18 protein-coding genes are annotated in these 14,601 nt (G+C 58.4%); 9 read left to right on the forward strand and 9 right to left on the reverse strand.

The window, feature by feature from the left end; translation table 11 throughout:
• The 7 genes from BN1117_RS12790 to BN1117_RS12820 form a co-directional block, all read left to right on the forward strand.
• On the forward strand, positions 1 to 948 hold a 948-nt coding region (locus tag BN1117_RS12790), incomplete at its 5' end, for an NAD(P)/FAD-dependent oxidoreductase (protein ID WP_040097936.1).
• Positions 945 to 1,727, forward strand: coding sequence for a DUF1365 domain-containing protein (locus BN1117_RS12795; protein WP_040097938.1), 783 nt, complete (start codon positions 945 to 947; stop codon positions 1,725 to 1,727). The genes BN1117_RS12790 and BN1117_RS12795, both read left to right, overlap by 4 nt.
• On the forward strand, positions 1,727 to 2,983 hold the full coding sequence (locus BN1117_RS12800) for an SAM-dependent methyltransferase (protein ID WP_040097940.1): 1,257 nt from the start codon (positions 1,727 to 1,729) through the stop codon (positions 2,981 to 2,983). The genes BN1117_RS12795 and BN1117_RS12800 overlap by 1 nt, the downstream gene beginning before the upstream one ends.
• 2 nt (positions 2,984 to 2,985) lie before the next feature.
• Complete coding sequence (locus BN1117_RS12805; protein ID WP_040097942.1) at positions 2,986 to 3,462, forward strand: DUF2878 domain-containing protein; 477 nt, start codon at positions 2,986 to 2,988, stop codon at positions 3,460 to 3,462.
• Complete coding sequence (locus BN1117_RS12810; protein WP_040097944.1) at positions 3,459 to 3,680, forward strand: TIGR02450 family Trp-rich protein; 222 nt, start codon at positions 3,459 to 3,461, stop codon at positions 3,678 to 3,680. The genes BN1117_RS12805 and BN1117_RS12810 overlap by 4 nt, the downstream gene beginning before the upstream one ends.
• Entirely contained in the window at positions 3,637 to 4,179 is a 543-nt protein-coding gene (locus tag BN1117_RS12815; protein WP_040097946.1) for a chalcone isomerase family protein, read from the forward strand. Before BN1117_RS12810 ends, BN1117_RS12815 begins: the two co-directional genes overlap by 44 nt.
• A gap of 14 nt (positions 4,180 to 4,193) precedes the next feature.
• On the forward strand, positions 4,194 to 4,733 hold the full coding sequence (locus BN1117_RS12820) for a DUF3833 domain-containing protein (protein ID WP_040097948.1): 540 nt from the start codon (positions 4,194 to 4,196) through the stop codon (positions 4,731 to 4,733).
• A 73-nt stretch (positions 4,734 to 4,806) separates the two neighbouring features.
• Here BN1117_RS12820 and nqrM read toward each other — a convergent pair whose 3' ends face one another.
• The 9 genes from nqrM to BN1117_RS12865 all read right to left on the reverse strand — a co-directional run bounded on the left by nqrM (position 4,807) and on the right by BN1117_RS12865 (position 12,661).
• Complete coding sequence (nqrM, locus tag BN1117_RS12825; protein ID WP_040097950.1) at positions 4,807 to 5,031, reverse strand: (Na+)-NQR maturation NqrM; 225 nt, start codon at positions 5,029 to 5,031, stop codon at positions 4,807 to 4,809.
• Between the two features lie 9 nt (positions 5,032 to 5,040).
• Positions 5,041 to 6,078, reverse strand: a complete 1,038-nt coding sequence (locus tag BN1117_RS12830) for an FAD:protein FMN transferase (RefSeq protein ID WP_040097952.1) — start codon at positions 6,076 to 6,078, stop codon at positions 5,041 to 5,043.
• A gap of 3 nt (positions 6,079 to 6,081) precedes the next feature.
• Positions 6,082 to 7,305 (reverse strand): NADH:ubiquinone reductase (Na(+)-transporting) subunit F, encoded by a 1,224-nt coding sequence (gene nqrF, locus BN1117_RS12835; RefSeq protein ID WP_040097954.1) that lies wholly within the window; start codon positions 7,303 to 7,305, stop codon positions 6,082 to 6,084.
• A 32-nt stretch (positions 7,306 to 7,337) separates the two neighbouring features.
• The gene (gene nqrE, locus BN1117_RS12840; RefSeq protein WP_040097955.1) at positions 7,338 to 7,934 is read right to left on the reverse strand and encodes an NADH:ubiquinone reductase (Na(+)-transporting) subunit E; all 597 of its coding nucleotides are present in this window, start codon (positions 7,932 to 7,934) and stop codon (positions 7,338 to 7,340) included.
• 3 nt (positions 7,935 to 7,937) lie between these two features.
• Complete coding sequence (locus tag BN1117_RS12845) at positions 7,938 to 8,570, reverse strand: NADH:ubiquinone reductase (Na(+)-transporting) subunit D (protein ID WP_040097957.1); 633 nt, start codon at positions 8,568 to 8,570, stop codon at positions 7,938 to 7,940.
• Complete coding sequence (locus tag BN1117_RS12850; protein ID WP_040097958.1) at positions 8,563 to 9,351, reverse strand: Na(+)-translocating NADH-quinone reductase subunit C; 789 nt, start codon at positions 9,349 to 9,351, stop codon at positions 8,563 to 8,565. Before BN1117_RS12850 ends, BN1117_RS12845 begins: the two co-directional genes overlap by 8 nt.
• Entirely contained in the window at positions 9,341 to 10,570 is a 1,230-nt protein-coding gene (locus BN1117_RS19510) for an NADH:ubiquinone reductase (Na(+)-transporting) subunit B (protein ID WP_040097960.1), read from the reverse strand. The genes BN1117_RS12850 and BN1117_RS19510 overlap by 11 nt, the downstream gene beginning before the upstream one ends.
• Before the next feature lie 3 nt (positions 10,571 to 10,573).
• A complete protein-coding gene (locus BN1117_RS19515; protein ID WP_040097962.1) occupies positions 10,574 to 11,917 on the reverse strand; it encodes a Na(+)-translocating NADH-quinone reductase subunit A in 1,344 nt (447 codons plus the stop codon).
• A gap of 429 nt (positions 11,918 to 12,346) precedes the next feature.
• Positions 12,347 to 12,661 carry a BolA family protein gene (locus BN1117_RS12865; RefSeq protein WP_040097964.1) on the reverse strand — a complete coding sequence of 105 codons (315 nt, stop codon included), beginning with the start codon at positions 12,659 to 12,661 and terminating at the stop codon, positions 12,347 to 12,349.
• Positions 12,662 to 12,865: 204 nt separating this feature from the next.
• Here BN1117_RS12865 and BN1117_RS12870 point away from each other — a divergent pair, with 204 nt between their 5' ends.
• The gene (locus BN1117_RS12870) at positions 12,866 to 13,999 is read left to right on the forward strand and encodes a methyltransferase (RefSeq protein WP_040097965.1); all 1,134 of its coding nucleotides are present in this window, start codon (positions 12,866 to 12,868) and stop codon (positions 13,997 to 13,999) included.
• A 17-nt stretch (positions 14,000 to 14,016) separates the two neighbouring features.
• On the forward strand, positions 14,017 to 14,601 hold the full coding sequence (locus BN1117_RS12875; protein ID WP_040097967.1) for a YajG family lipoprotein: 585 nt from the start codon (positions 14,017 to 14,019) through the stop codon (positions 14,599 to 14,601).

Below are 14,601 nucleotides of genomic sequence, written 5' to 3' on the forward strand. Positions count from 1 at the left end.
CTGTTTGCCCAGCGCAGCAATCTGTTGAGCCACCGTTTCTACGGCTTTGTCGCCGAGATTTTGCGGTTCAACCGGGAGGCTCGGGCCTGGCTGGCAGATGGTCAACATCAGGGGGCTGGCCCCGAGCTGACCCTTGGGGATTTTTTGCTGGCGGGGGAGTTTAGCGACTACTTCGCCCGCCACTACATCTTGCCGATGGGGGCGGCAATCTGGTCATCGACCCTGGCCGATATGCGTGCCTTCCCCCTTGGCTTCTTCCTGCGCTTTTTTGCCAACCACGGCCTGCTGGATGTGGCCAATCGCCCCCAGTGGTACGTGATCCCGGGCGGCTCGCGGGAATATATCGGCCCCCTTACCGCGGGTTGGCAGTCGCAGATCCGCCTCGCCTGTCCGGTGCAGAGCGTACGGCGGGACGCAGATGGCGTGGTGATCCAGAGCAGTTACGGCGAGGAGCGGTTTGATGAGGTGATCTTCGCCTGCCACAGCGATCAGGCGCTGGCGCTGCTGGCGGATCCCAGCGAGCGGGAGCAGGCCATCCTCGGCGACATGCCCTATCAGGCCAACGATGTCTGGCTCCATACCGATGCCCGCTGCCTGCCCACCCGCCGCAAGGCATGGGCCAGCTGGAACTATCAGCTCGATGGCAATGACGAGGCGCGGCCGCTGGTGAGCTACAACATGAACATCCTGCAGGGGGTGAACTCGCCAGAGCCCTTCTGCGTCAGCCTCAATCCCAAGGGCAAGGTGGATGAGAGCAAGGTGTTGCGCCGCTTCATCTACCACCATCCGGTGTTCAATCAGGCCTCTATTGCCGCCCAGCAGCGGCGCGCGGAGATCTGCGGCCAGCAACACACCCACTTCTGTGGTGCCTACTGGTACAACGGCTTCCATGAGGATGGGGTGCGCAGCGCGCTGGATGTCGCCAGGCGCTTCGGAGCCGAGCTATGAACGGCGCCACCGTGGCCACCGAACATGAGGGTGCCGACGAACTGTCTGGCGTCACCAGCGCCATCTGGCTGGGCTCGGTGCGCCACCGCCGTTTTGCACCGCGGGCTCACGCCTTCTCCTACAGCCTTTTTATGCTGGGACTGGATCTCGACGAGCTGCCACAGCTCGATCAGGGGCGCTGGTTCGGGGTGGAGCGCTCGGGGCTGCTTTCGTTTCACCGCCATGACTATCTCAAGGGGAGTGAGGGAAGCCTCAAGCAGGCGGTGTGGCAGAAGGTGAGCGAGCTGGGTGGCGATGCCGAGCCCGAGGGGCGGGTACTGCTGCTCGGCAATGTGCGCTGTCTGGGGTTCTACTTCAGCCCGGTCAACTTCTACTTCTGCTACCGGCAGGGCGAGGCGCGCTATCTGCTGGCAGAGGTGTCGAACACCCCCTGGAACGAGCGTCACTACTACCTGCTCGATCTGGCGGCGCTGGCACCCCATGACAAGGATTTTCACGTATCCCCCTTTATGGGGCTGGCGATGCGTTATCACTGGCGCATCAGGCCGCCCGCGCAGGAGACGCTGATCCATATCGAAAGCCATCCCGTATCCGGTGAAGCCAAGCTGTTTGACGCTACCCTGGCGCTCACTCGCGAACCCTTGTCGCGCAAGGGGCTGGTGGCCCTGCTGGCCCGCTGGCCATGGATGACCATGAAGGTGCTGCTCGGGATCTACTGGCAGGCACTGCGTCTTTTTATCAAACGAACACCGATTTTTACCCATCCGGAGAGCCGCTAATGGAACTTGCTCAATCAACCCTCTCTGCCTCTTTCATCGACAAGGGGGCAAGACAACTGCTGCTCAATCTGCTGGGTCGCCTCGAACATGGCCAACTGCTGCTGCGGGATGGCGGTGAGCGCCACAGCTTTGGCGTCGCGGGCACCGATCTGCATGCCGAACTGGTGGTGCTGGATCCTGCCTTCTATCGTCGCCTGTTGCTGGGGGGCAGCATTGCCGCCGGAGAAACCTGGGTGGAGGGGCTCTGGACCAGCCCGGATCCGGTGGCGCTGGTGCGGCTGCTGGCCCGCAATCTGACCCTGCTCGACTCCCTCGAACGGCGCCTCGGCTGGCTCAGCTTCCCCTTCAACAAGGTGCGCCACTGGCTCAACCGCAATACCCTGACCGGCTCGCGCTCCAACATCGCCGCCCACTACGATCTCGGCAATACCCTCTATCAGGGTTTTCTCGACAGCCATATGCAGTACTCGAGCGCTATCTATCCGAGCGCCGACGCCACTCTGGAAGAGGGGCAGCAGGCCAAGCTGCGTACCATCTGCGAGCGGTTGGAGCTGGGCCCTGACGATCATCTGCTGGAGATCGGCACCGGCTGGGGCGGCCTTGCCGTCTATGCCGCCCGCCACTATGGCTGCCGGGTGACGACCACTACCATCTCCCGGGCCCAGCATGACTACGCCAAGGAGTGGATTGCGCGGGAGGGGCTGGGGGATCGCATCACCTTGCTGCTGGAGGATTACCGCAAGCTGGAGGGCACCTATGACAAGCTGGTCTCCATCGAGATGATCGAGGCGGTAGGCCACGCCTTCCTGCCCGACTATTTCCGCCAGCTGTCGCGGCTGCTCAAACCCGGTGGCCGTCTGCTCATCCAGGCCATCACCATCGCCGATCAGCGCCACGCCCAGTATCTGCGCGGGGTCGATTTTATCCAGCGCTATATCTTCCCCGGTGGCTGCCTGCCGAGCGTATCCCAGATGGCGGGGTTGCTGGCGCGGGAGACCGACATGCAGCTGGTGCGGTTGCACGATCATGGTCATCACTATGCCCGCACCCTGGCTCACTGGTGCGAGCGCTTTCTGGCGTTGGCGCCCGAGCTGCCCAAGCTAGGTTACAGCCAGGATTTCATCCGGCTGTGGCACTTCTACTTCGCCTATTGCGAGGGGGGATTCTGGGAGCGCAGCATCAGTCTGGTGCAGCTGGAGGCCGCCAAGCCGGGGCCCGCTGGCTGGTCGGGTGATGTGCCAGTAAGCGGTCACTGACCATGTGGCAGTGGGCTCACCTGCTGGGGTTCAACCTCTACTGGTTGCTGGCGGTGAAGTGGCAGCAGCCGGGCCCGCTGCTGGCAATGTTGCTGCTGCACTTTCTCTTCTCACCCAGCCGCCAGCGTGACTGGCGGCTGCTCCCCATTGCGGTTGCCGGCTGTCTGCTGGATGCCCTGCTCTGGCAGCTCGGCCTGTTCCGGTTCCCGTCTGGTTTTCCCCTCTGGCTGGTACTGCTCTGGCTCGGTTTTGCCCTGACGCTGGCCCACGGCATGCGCTGGCTGCAGCGCTTGCCTCGCTGGCAGCAGGCACTGTTTGGCGTGTTTGGCGGTGCCTCCTCCTATGTGGCGGGGGCCGCCATGGGGGCAGTACACTTACCCTGGGGCATCTGGATCAGCACGGCGCTGCTGGCAGTGATCTGGATGTGGTGGTTACCCGTACTCCTGTGGGTAATGGTCAAGCTGGAGGGTGAGTCATGACAAACACCTTTTCAACCGACTCGTTGCTTTTTTCCAAATGGACCAAAGAGAGCCAGCATGAGCTCACTGATCGTTTCTATCTGGTGGTTGCCTGCCAGCGGGATGCGCAGGGGCAGTTGGTGCAGGTGGTGATGCAGGATATCAATACCCTGCAGGAACAGGAGATAGATTGGCATGAACTGGAAGATCCCGACCATTGGCATATGGGCTGGAGTTAACCTGCTACTGCTGGCGTTTACGCTCTTTGCCGCAACCGCGGTGCACGCCTCAGCCGCCCCCTGGCAGCAGCTGCGCCCGGTCGGGCAGGGGGAGATGAACTGGCTCTGGTTCAAGCTCTACGATGCCACCTTCTACAGCGCGAGCGGGCGCTATCAGCCCGGCCACTATCCACAGGCCCTGACCCTCACCTATGCCAGAACCATAGGGCGGGAAGATCTGCTGAGTGCCACCGCTGCCGAGTGGCAGCGGCTCGGTCTGGGCACTGTTCCCGAGCGTCAGCGTTGGCTCGACCAGCTGGCGGCACTTTGGCCCGATGTACAGGCGGGTGATCAGCTTGCTTTCTATGTCGACAAGGTAGGGGTTGGCCACTTCTGGTGGCAGGAGAGGCCCCTTGGCACCCTGGCTGATCCGAACTTCTCGGCGGCCTTCCTCGCCATCTGGCTGGCTGATAACAGCCGTAATCCTGCCCTGACCCGCCGCCTGCGTGGTCAACCCTGAACATGGAGTGTCTGATGTCTTTTTATCGTGCATGCCGTTGGTTACTGTTGCTCCCCTTTCTGCTGCTGAGCGGCTGTGGTACCAGTCTCGATGATTATCGAGGGCAGGGGCCAACGTGGGATCTTGCCCATTTCTTCAGCGGCAAGCTGGTGGCTCACGGCCTGGTGACCGACCGCAGCGGCGAAGTGACCAGTCGCTTTCGGGTCGAGATGGTAGGTCGTTGGAAGGATGGCAAGGGAGAGCTGTTTGAGCAGTTCTACTTTGATGATGGTCGTCAGCAGACCCGCACCTGGTATCTGAGCAAGGGCGCTGATGGTCACTGGCGCGGTACCGCTTCCGATGTGGTGGGGGAGGCGGTGGGTAAAAGCGAAGGGTTTGCCCTCAACTGGCGTTATCAGCTTGATCTGGCTCTGCCGGATGGCGAGGTGGTGCGGGTGAGCTTCAATGACTGGATGTATCTGCTGGATGAGGATCGTTTGATCAACCGCGCCACCATCAGCAAGTTCGGCATCCATCTTGGAGAGGTGATCCTCTATATCGAACGTCTGCCCTGACCGTTAATCCATGATAACGCCCAGTAAAAAGCGCGCCGATGGCGCGCTTTTGTTTACCGAAAGGTCAGGGGCATCAGATGATGCGGTTCTCTTCCAGCATCTTGCGACGGGCCTCTTCCTTGGCCATCTTCTTCTTGCGGTTGTCACAGGGTTCCGGGCAATCGCACTCTTTTTCGATGCCAACGCTCCCCAGGCCACCGCAGGAGCCGGAGATGCTCTTCTTCTGGAAGATGTAACCGATAGCCATGGCGGCTATCACCAGCATGAATACCCCGAAGGTGATCAGAAAAATCTGCATCTCTACCTCTTACTTCTTGACCAGATAGGGCTTGAAGGCGTCTGAATAGGCCTCTTCAAAGCCATCATCCGTCTTGGTGATCACGAAAATTGCCAGTCCCCGCTCTTGGGCATAGGCCAGGCTTTTCTCGGTCCCCATCACCATAAATGCGGTGGCCAGCCCGTCTGCAGTCATGCAGGAGGGGTGGATCACTGTAACTGAAACCAGACGGTGCTGGATCGGCTTGCCGCTGCGCGGATCTATGGTGTGGGAGAAGCGTTGACCATCCAGTTCATAGTAGTTGCGGTAATCGCCGGAGGTGGCAACCCCGTTGTCACCGGGCACGATCACCTCTTGCACCGTGCCGGTGCCTGCGGTGGGCTTCTCGATGGCGACCCGCCAGGGGTGGCCCTTGCCGTTGACGCCATTGATCCGCAGCTCGCCGCCAATCTCCACCAGATAGTTGCGTGCCCCCAGGGATTCGAGATACTCGGCCACCTTGTCTACCCCAAAGCCCTTGGCAATGGCGGAGAGATCGACATAGAGATCCGGAATGTCTTTTTGCAGGGTGTCGGCATCCACCGAGGTGATGACGTGCAGGTTGCCCAGACCAGTCTTCTGGCGAGTCTGGGTGAGCAGCTCGTCGGAGGGGATCTTGGTCGGCTTTTTGTCCGGGCCAAAGCCCCACAGATTGACCAAGGGGCCTACGGTGACGTCCAGCGCCCCCTGGCTCTCACGGCCAATGTGAATGGCCTCTGTGACGACCCGTGCGGTATCGCGGGAGACCACTACCGGTTTGTTGTCACGGCTCTGGTTGAAGCGCGACAGTTCGGAATCGGGGCGATAGGTCGACATCTGGTCATTGACCCGCTCCAGCAAGACATCCACCTCAGCTTGAAGCTTGGCCGGATCGCTGATGGCGCTGTCCGCCACCTTGATGGAGTAGTAAGTGCCCATGGTGCTACCGGTGATATGGATCTCCGGTTTGGATTGGACCGTCTCCTGACCGCACCCAGTCAAGAAAAAGGCTAGCCCGAAGGCTAGCCAGGTCTTTACAACACTGTGCATGGATTAACCACCAAAGTCATCCAACAGGATATTTTCGTCTTCAACGCCCAACTCTTTGAGCATGTTGATGACGGCAGCATTCATCACCGGAGGTCCACACATGTAGAACTCGCAATCTTCCGGTGCCTCGTGGTTCTTGAGATAGTTCTCGTAGAGCACGTTATGGATGAAGCCGGTGTAGCCGTCCCAGTTGTCTTCCGGTTGTGGATCCGACAGCGCAACGTTCCAGGTAAAGTTCTCGTTTTCGGCCGCGAGCATGTCAAAGTCTTCGACATAGAACATTTCGCGCTTGGAACGGGCACCGTACCAGAAGCTCATCTTGCGCTTGGACTTCAGGCGACGCAGCTGGTCGAAGATATGGGAACGCATCGGCGCCATACCTGCACCACCGCCGATGAATACCATTTCGGCTTCAGTTTCTTTGGCAAAGAACTCACCGAACGGACCTGAAATGGTCACCTTGTCGCCAGCCTTCAGGCTGAAGATGTAGGAGGACATCTGTCCCGGAGGGGCTGTCCAGTTGCTCGGGGGCGGCGTGGCGATACGCACGTTCAGCATGATGATGCCGAACTCTTCCGGATAGTTGGCCATGGAGTAGGCACGGATGATCGGCTCATCGACCTTGGACTCCAGCTCAAAAATCTTGAAGCGATCCCAATCACCGCGATACTCCTCGGGAATATCGAAGTTCTTGTAGTGCACGTGGTGAGCCGGGGCTTCAATCTGGATATAACCACCAGCACGGAACGGCACGCTTTCACCATCGGGGATCTGCAGCTTGAGCTCCTTGATGAAGGTGGCCTTGTTATCGTTGGAGATAACAGTACATTCCCACTTCTTCACCCCGAAGATCTCTTCCGGCAGTTCGATATCCATGTCGGAGCGAACGGTAACCTGACAGGCCAGTCGCTCACCGTGACGGGCTTCACCCTTGCTGATGTGATCCAGCTCGGTTGGCAGGATATCGCCACCACCGGATTTAACTCGCACCTTGCACTGGCCACAGGAGCCGCCGCCGCCGCAGGCGGAGGAGACAAAGATACCGCTACCAGCCAAGGCGCCCAACAGCTTGCCACCAGCAGGGCCAACCACAGCCTTTGCCGGATCACCGTTGATGCTGATTGTCACGTCACCCGCAGTCACCAGCTTGGACTTGGCGAACAGGATCACTGCTACCAAGACCAGCACGATGGCGGTAAACATGACCACACCCAAAATAATTTCCATCTATCGTTCCTTTCTTATTGCAGGAAAGCCGATTACAGGGAGATACCGGAGAAGGACATAAAGCCCAACGCCATCAGACCTGTAGTAATGAAGGTGATGCCAAGGCCACGCAGACCTTCCGGAACATCGGAATACTTCATTTTTTCACGGATACCTGCCAGCGCAACGATCGCCAGCATCCAGCCTGTGCCAGAGCCCACGCCATAGACAACGGACTCCACGAAGTTGTAGTCACGCTGCACCATGAAGGAGACGCCACCGAAGATGGCGCAGTTCACGGTAATAAGCGGCAAGAAGATACCAAGCGCGTTGTAGAGCGCCGGGAAGTACTTGTCCAGCGCCATTTCCAGGATCTGTACTAGCGCCGCGATCACCCCGATAAAGGTGATAAAGCTCAGGAAGCTCAAGTCAAGGCTGGGGGAGATCGCCCCCGGTTTGAGTATAAAGTTGTAGATCAGGTTATTGACCGGAACGGCAATCGCCATCACCACGATTACTGCGACACCGAGACCCATAGAGGTCTTTACCTTCTTGGATACCGCCAGGAAGGTACACATCCCCAGGAAGAAGGAGAGTGCCAGGTTTTCGATGAAGATAGTACGGACCAACAGACTCAGATAGTGTTCCATCTTTTACTCCTTCGCCTCCACCTGCTTGGGATCCTTGGTGCGCACGCCCCAGATGATCAAACCAATGATGAAGAAAGCACTCGGTGGCAGCAGCAGCAGACCGTTGGGCACATACCAGCCACCGTTGTTGACCAGCGGCAACAGCTCGATACCAAACCAGGTACCTGAGCCCAGCACTTCGCGCACGGTAGCTACGCTCAGCAGAATAGCGCCATAGCCCAGACCGTTACCGATACCATCCAGGAAGGAGGGCAGCGGGGCACTCTTCATGGCGTATGCTTCGGCGCGGCCCATTACGATGCAGTTAGTGATGATCAGACCCACGAAGACCGACAGTTGCTTGGAGATCTCATAGGCATAGGCCTTGAGCACCTGGTCAACCACGATAACCAGCGAGGCGATGATCGCCATCTGGGCGATAATCCGGACACTGTTCGGGATCTGGTTGCGGATCAGGGAGATAAACAGGTTTGAGAAGGCGGTTACGGCAATAACCGCCATGGTCATTACAAACGCAGTTTTCATCTGGCTGGTAACCGCCAGTGCAGAACAGACACCCAGCACCTGCAAGGCGATGGGGTTGTTGCCAAGCACTGGCGTCAACAGCAACTTTTTCATTTCGCTCTTGTCAGCCATTGTTGATTTCTCCTGCACGAACCTTGGCCAGGAAAGGACCAAAGCCCTTGGGACCCATCCAGAAGTCGAAGGTGTGCTGTACGCCGTTACCGGTCAGGGTCGCGCCGGACAGGCCGTCGATCTCATGCTCTGAGCCAGCCGGAGCATGGCCCTTGATGATCCGCAGCGCTGGCATGCCATTCTGGTCGAACAGTTTCTTGTCCTTGAACAGCGCCTGCCAGGCCGGGTTTTCGATCTCGCCACCCAGACCCGGGGTTTCACCGTGGTCATAGTAGGTGATGCCCTTGATGGTCTGGCCATCAGCGGCAACGGCGACGAAGGCATACATGGTAGACCACAGACCCTGGCCGTAGATGGGCAGGATAATGCTGTCTACCTTGCCGTCGGCATCCTTGGCGAAGAACACTGGCATCTTGTTGGCTATCTGACGTAGACCAGCCTTGTCGTCGGCTGCCGCCAGACGGGTGCTGGTGGCCGGATCTTTGGCCGCCTGCTTGCTGTCGAACTTGTCGGCATCGCCGTCAACAAAGTCACCGGTCGCCAGATCCACCAGACGGGCTTCGATCTGCTCGCCGTACAGCTTGACCAGGTCGCGCTTGGCCACGGTACGGATGTCAACACCGGCGACGGCAAGAATGTTGCTCTGCTTGTCCAGCGCCTTGTTCTCCTCTTGGGTAGAACGCAGCCCCACAGCGGCAACGGAGACCACGATAGAGCAAGCCAGACAGAGACCGACAACGACACTAACGGTGCCGATGGTTGAATCTTTATTAAACGCCACGAGCAATCCTCCGCTTGATGTTTGCCTGAGCGACGAAGTGGTCAAACAGGGGAGCAAACAGGTTTGCAAACAGAATGGCCAGCATCATGCCTTCCGGGAACGCAGGGTTAACTACCCGAATCAGCACCACCATGACGCCGATCAGGGCGCCATACCACCACTTGCCTTTGTTGGTAAAGGCGGCGGAGACAGGGTCGGTCGCCATAAAGGCCATACCGAAGGCAAAGCCACCCAGTACCAGATGCCAGTGCCACGGCATGTTGAACATGGGGTTGGTATCGGAACCGATGACGTTGAACAGCAGGGAGGTGGCGATCATACCGATCATCACGCCGGCGATGATGCGCCAGGAGGCGATGCGCATGTAGACGATCATGGCGGCACCGATGAGGATCATCAGGGTAGAGACTTCACCGATGGAGCCCGGCAGGTTACCCAGGAAAGCGTCCATCCAGCTGATAGCCTGGCCGGTTGCACCGTTGATCAGTGCCATCTGGCCACCCTGGGCCCACTGGCTCAGTGCGGTTGCGCCGGAGAAGCCGTCAACGGCAACCCACACGGCATCGCCGGAGATCTGAGCCGGGTAGGCGAAGAACAGGAACGCACGACCTGCGAGGGCCGGGTTCAGGAAGTTCTTGCCGGTACCACCAAACACCTCTTTGGCCATCACCACGCCGAAGGTGATACCCAGTGCAGCTTGCCACAGGGGCAGCTCGGGCGGCACGATCAGGGCAAACAGGATGGAGGTCACGAAGAAGCCTTCGTTGATCTCGTGCTTGCGTACCATGGCGAACAGCACTTCCCAAAAACCACCGACCAGGAAGACGGTGATATAGATCGGGAAGAAGTGGGTGGCGCCAATCAGCATCTTGCTGCCGACACCGGCCACGGCCGGATCGAGGGAGGCGCCCAGCATGGTGGCCAGGGCATATTGCCAGCTGCTCGCACCGGCGGCAGTGCCCAGATGGGCGATGGCTGCAATTGCCTGGTTGCCAACGTTATACATACCCCAGAACATGGCCGGGAATACGGCCAGCCACACCATGATCATCATGCGTTTCAGATCGAGCGCATCACGAACGTGGGAGGCGTTGCGGGTAACTGAACCCGGGGTATAAAACAGGGTGTACGCCGCTTCGAACAGGGCATAGTACTTGGCGTACTTGCCACCCGGCTCGAAGTGGTGTTCCATATTTTCAAGAAGTTGCTTGAAACTCATCGCTTAACCTTCCAGTTCAATCTTGGTCAGGCACTCACGCAAGATCGGGCCGTACTCTGTTTTGCCGGGGCAAACAAAAGTACAGAGCGCCAAATCTTCCTCATCCAGCTCCAGGCAGCCCAGTGCTTGTGCACCATCGCTATCGCCAGAGATCATGTCCCGCAGCAGCAGGGTCGGCAGGATGTCGAGTGGCATCACCCGTTCATAGTTGCCAATAGGCACCATGGAGCGGTCACTACCGTTGGTAGTGGTGGTGAAGTTGATCAGCTTGCCCTTCATCAGATGAGCGAGGGTGGTCCGGGTGATAGAGAACTTGTTGGCGCTGGGGTTGATCCAGCCCAGGAACTCTTTCTCGCGACCCTCACCCAGCACGCAAACCTGATTGTGGTAGCGACCCAGGTAGTCGTGAACACCGTCGGCTTTGGCGCCACTCAGGATAGAACCGGAGATGATGCGGTTTTCGTCGGCACGCAACTCATTGTTGGTCAGCTGGCTAAGGCTTGCGCCCATGCGGGTACGCAGCAGACGTGGTTTGAGTACGTTCGGGCCAGCCAGGGCGATCACCTTGTCGGTGCAGATCTGACCGGTGGTGAACAACTTGCCCAGCGCGATTACATCCTGATAGTTGATGTGCCACTGCACCTTGGTGCGGCTGACCGGATCCAGGAAGTGGATATGGGTACCAGGCAGACCGGCAGGGTGTGGACCAACGAAGATCTCTTCCTTGACCTGAGCCAGCGGAGAGTGGGGCAGGCTGCCTTCGCCTTTACAGACGTAGACGGCGCCGTCGGTCAAACGAGTCAATACGGCCAGACCATCGAGGAAGGCTTGTGACTGTTCCTTGATAATCAGCTCGGCATCGGCTGCCAGCGGGTTGCTGTCCATTGCAGTCACAAAGATGGCGCGCGGGGCTGAACCGACCGCAGGGACTTTGCTGAATGGACGAGTACGCAACGCAGTCCACTGACCAGATGCGACCAGGATCTCTTGCACTTTGCTGCGCTCGAGCTTGGCCAGCTCGGCAGAAGCAAACTGCTCAAATGTCACCTGTTCATCTGAACCATCGAGGTCGATGACCACGGACTGGAGAACACGTTTGGCACCGCGGTTGATTTCTGAAACCACACCGGTGGCAGGAGCTGTGAATTTAACGCCCGGATTCTTCTTGTCTTCAAAAAGATCCTGACCTTTGATGACGCGATCGCCTACTTTGACGAACATAGTAGGTCGCATCCCCACAAACTCCTCGCCCAGTGTCGCAACACGGGTGATGGCGGGGCCATCGTAGATTACTTGCTCTGGCGCACCCAGCACGGGGATGTCCAGTCCTCTTTTGATTGTAATCATACTCAATTGCACTACCGTTACGGGAGAGGTTGGTTAGCGCCGAGAAATAGATCACGGCGGGTGGTTGAATGAGTCGATGTCACGGCTGCGCCAGATGGACGGGCGCAACAATTATTTAACATGCAGGCTCACTCAAAAGCGCTTGAGTTTACCACTCAAGGCGCATTTTCTGCCATGCCAAATGGGCAAAATCCCCGTGCCATCACAAAATTAACCCGCAATAAATAAGCTCCATAGACCTTGTAAGTCGTGGTTTTAAAGGTTTTTTTATTTCGATACCTCTATGGGGGTATTTGTCGCTGTTTCAACTATCCGCAAAAAGCCTTGATGCTGAAAAATACCCCCTTGGATGTAGCTTTTTCGGAGCCAATGGGGGAAATGTGTTTCATTTTTGTTGGCAGGTTATCGATGGGGGGCGTGTTGTCCGGTTCAGGTCAGTGACGGTTTGCCAACGCAGCTCGGGGTGCGCGGGGCAATGCCTTTTTGCTGCCACTCGGTCTCTGTGTAGGTATGCAGCGCCAGTGCATGCACTGCACCGGCCAGTTCATCGGCCAGCACCGCGTTGACCTGGCGGTGACGGGCCAGCAGCCGCTGTCCCGCAAACTGTTCGCTGACGATCACCACCTTGAAGTGGCTCTCTGAACCTGGTTCCACACGGTGCATGTGGCTCTCGTTGATCACCTCCAGCACGGTGGGGGAGAGCGCGGCGGTCAACTTGGCTTCAATCAGTTGTTGGATGGTCATAGGATCGGCTTCCAGAGTGAATGTCGAGCCATTCTATCGGCTGTCGCGGGATCGAATAAGCCCTCGTAAGGGGGAAATCACCGGTCAGTTGTCCCCTTGATGCGCATCGAACTGGTGAAATTCCTGGTCCTCGCTAGAATAGCGCCACTTTGCGTCGCCCCTGACGCCTGTATACACGAATCAAGTTGAGGTTGGACTCTTCCTATGCAAACCCTTCTCGACACCCCCCATTGCCGGTTTACGCTCTACCGCTATCCGCGCCAGAGTCAGGAGACCCTGCAAGCCTGGGATGCGGCTGATGAATACCTGATCAATACCCTGGCTGAGTCTCCCCTCGAGCAGGCGGGCCCCGTCATCATTATGAATGACGGCTTTGGCGCGCTGGCCGCCTATCTGCATCCGCACTCCCCCTGCTGCGTTACCGACTCTTACATCAGCGAACGGGCGACCCTGGCCAATCTGGCCGAAAACGGGCTGGATGCGGGCGGGATCCGCTTGCAGGATGCGCTGGCGCCGCTCCCCGATGCCCCAGCACTTGTGGTGATCAAGGTCTCCAAATATCAGGCGTTGCTGGAGCAGCAACTGCTGGCGCTGCGCGAGGTGGTGACACCGGCAACCCGCGTTATTGCGGCGGGCAAGGCGAAGGATATTCATACCTCCACCCTCAAGTTGTTCGAGAAGTATCTGGGGCCGACCCGGACCTCGCTTGCCTGGAAAAAGGCGCGCCTCATTCACTGCGAGCCGCAGACAGAACGTCCCGCGCTGGCCAACCCCTTCCCGACAGTCTGGCCGCTGGAGGGGAGTGGCATGCTCATTCACAACCATGCCAACGTCTTCTCGCGCACCAGTCTCGATATCGGTGCCCGCTTTATGCTGGACAACCTGCCCATCCACAGTGCCCGCAAGGTGATCGATCTGGGCTGTGGCAACGGGGTGCTGGGTCTGTCGCTGCTCGCCAAAGACAGCGAGGTGGAGGTGACCTTTATCGATGAATCCTATATGGCGGTCGCCTCGGCACAGCTCAACGTCGAGCACAATCTGCCTGATGCCCTGCCGCGCGCCCGCTTTATGGTCAATAACTGTCTCGACGGGGTGGCGGTCGGCGCGGCGGATCGGATCCTCTGCAACCCGCCTTTCCATCAGTTGCAGGCGATCACCGATCATATCGCCTGGCAGATGTTCATCGATGCGCACCGGGTGTTGCCTCAAGGGGGGGAACTCTGGATAGTAGGCAACCGTCATCTGGACTATCACAACAAACTCAAGCGCTTGTTTGCCAACGCACAAGTCGTTGCGTCGAACAGCAAATTCGTTATTTTGAAAGCCATCAAACGCTAAAGCCAAAGGAAACCATGATGAAAAAGTCACTCTTGCTGCTGGCCGCCCTGATGCTGGGCGGGTGTGCCACTCATTGGCCGGAGACAGCGCTGCTCAATCCGCAGGTGATCCCCGCCAACCAGCAATACTACTCTGGCAATCGCATCACTATGGAAGGGGTGGACAAGCGTGAGGCTGCCCATGTCTTCTCCATCAAACATAAAGAGAAAGCGCCGGTGCTGGTCAACAGCGAGCGCCCGCTCAACCTGCTGATGGCCGAGCGGCTGGCCGAAGGGCTGCGTAGCCAGGGTCTGGAGGTGGGCAATAGTGGCACCACCAACCTGACACTGGTGATCTCCAACGCCGCAGTCAATGTGGAAGAGAAGACCTTTACCTATGTCACCAAATCTCGCGTCAGCCTGCAGGTGATCGCTGATTTTCAGGGTAACCGTCTGACCAAGCAGTTCAACATGTCCTCCAGCAAGGAGAGCCCGAGCGAGCCAAGCATGGCCGATCTGGAGTCTACACTGAACCTGCAACTGGGTAGCGTGCTGCAGCAGATCATGGCGGATGATGCGCTGCGCGGTTACCTGAAAGGTCAACCGAACGGTGCAGGGGTCTGA

Source organism: Aeromonas australiensis (assembly GCF_000819725.1).
Lineage (GTDB): Bacteria > Pseudomonadota > Gammaproteobacteria > Enterobacterales > Aeromonadaceae > Aeromonas > Aeromonas australiensis.

Excerpts from the sequence above, each read along its gene's own strand:
- BN1117_RS12795 (WP_040097938.1), top strand. The coding sequence starts at position 945 with ATGAACGGCGCCACCGTGGCCACCGAACATGAGGGTGCCGACGAACTG.
- BN1117_RS12800 (WP_040097940.1), top strand. The coding sequence starts at position 1,727 with ATGGAACTTGCTCAATCAACCCTCTCTGCCTCTTTCATCGACAAGGGG.
- BN1117_RS12805 (WP_040097942.1), top strand. The coding sequence starts at position 2,986 with ATGTGGCAGTGGGCTCACCTGCTGGGGTTCAACCTCTACTGGTTGCTG.
- BN1117_RS12810 (WP_040097944.1), top strand. The coding sequence starts at position 3,459 with ATGACAAACACCTTTTCAACCGACTCGTTGCTTTTTTCCAAATGGACC.
- BN1117_RS12815 (WP_040097946.1), top strand. The coding sequence starts at position 3,637 with ATGAACTGGAAGATCCCGACCATTGGCATATGGGCTGGAGTTAACCTG.
- BN1117_RS12820 (WP_040097948.1), top strand. The coding sequence starts at position 4,194 with ATGTCTTTTTATCGTGCATGCCGTTGGTTACTGTTGCTCCCCTTTCTG.
- nqrM (WP_040097950.1), bottom strand. The coding sequence starts at position 5,031 with ATGCAGATTTTTCTGATCACCTTCGGGGTATTCATGCTGGTGATAGCC.
- BN1117_RS12830 (WP_040097952.1), bottom strand. The coding sequence starts at position 6,078 with ATGCACAGTGTTGTAAAGACCTGGCTAGCCTTCGGGCTAGCCTTTTTC.
- nqrF (WP_040097954.1), bottom strand. The coding sequence starts at position 7,305 with ATGGAAATTATTTTGGGTGTGGTCATGTTTACCGCCATCGTGCTGGTC.
- nqrE (WP_040097955.1), bottom strand. The coding sequence starts at position 7,934 with ATGGAACACTATCTGAGTCTGTTGGTCCGTACTATCTTCATCGAAAAC.
- BN1117_RS12845 (WP_040097957.1), bottom strand. The coding sequence starts at position 8,570 with ATGGCTGACAAGAGCGAAATGAAAAAGTTGCTGTTGACGCCAGTGCTT.
- BN1117_RS19510 (WP_040097960.1), bottom strand. The coding sequence starts at position 10,570 with ATGAGTTTCAAGCAACTTCTTGAAAATATGGAACACCACTTCGAGCCG.
- BN1117_RS19515 (WP_040097962.1), bottom strand. The coding sequence starts at position 11,917 with ATGATTACAATCAAAAGAGGACTGGACATCCCCGTGCTGGGTGCGCCA.
- BN1117_RS12865 (WP_040097964.1), bottom strand. The coding sequence starts at position 12,661 with ATGACCATCCAACAACTGATTGAAGCCAAGTTGACCGCCGCGCTCTCC.
- BN1117_RS12870 (WP_040097965.1), top strand. The coding sequence starts at position 12,866 with ATGCAAACCCTTCTCGACACCCCCCATTGCCGGTTTACGCTCTACCGC.
- BN1117_RS12875 (WP_040097967.1), top strand. The coding sequence starts at position 14,017 with ATGAAAAAGTCACTCTTGCTGCTGGCCGCCCTGATGCTGGGCGGGTGT.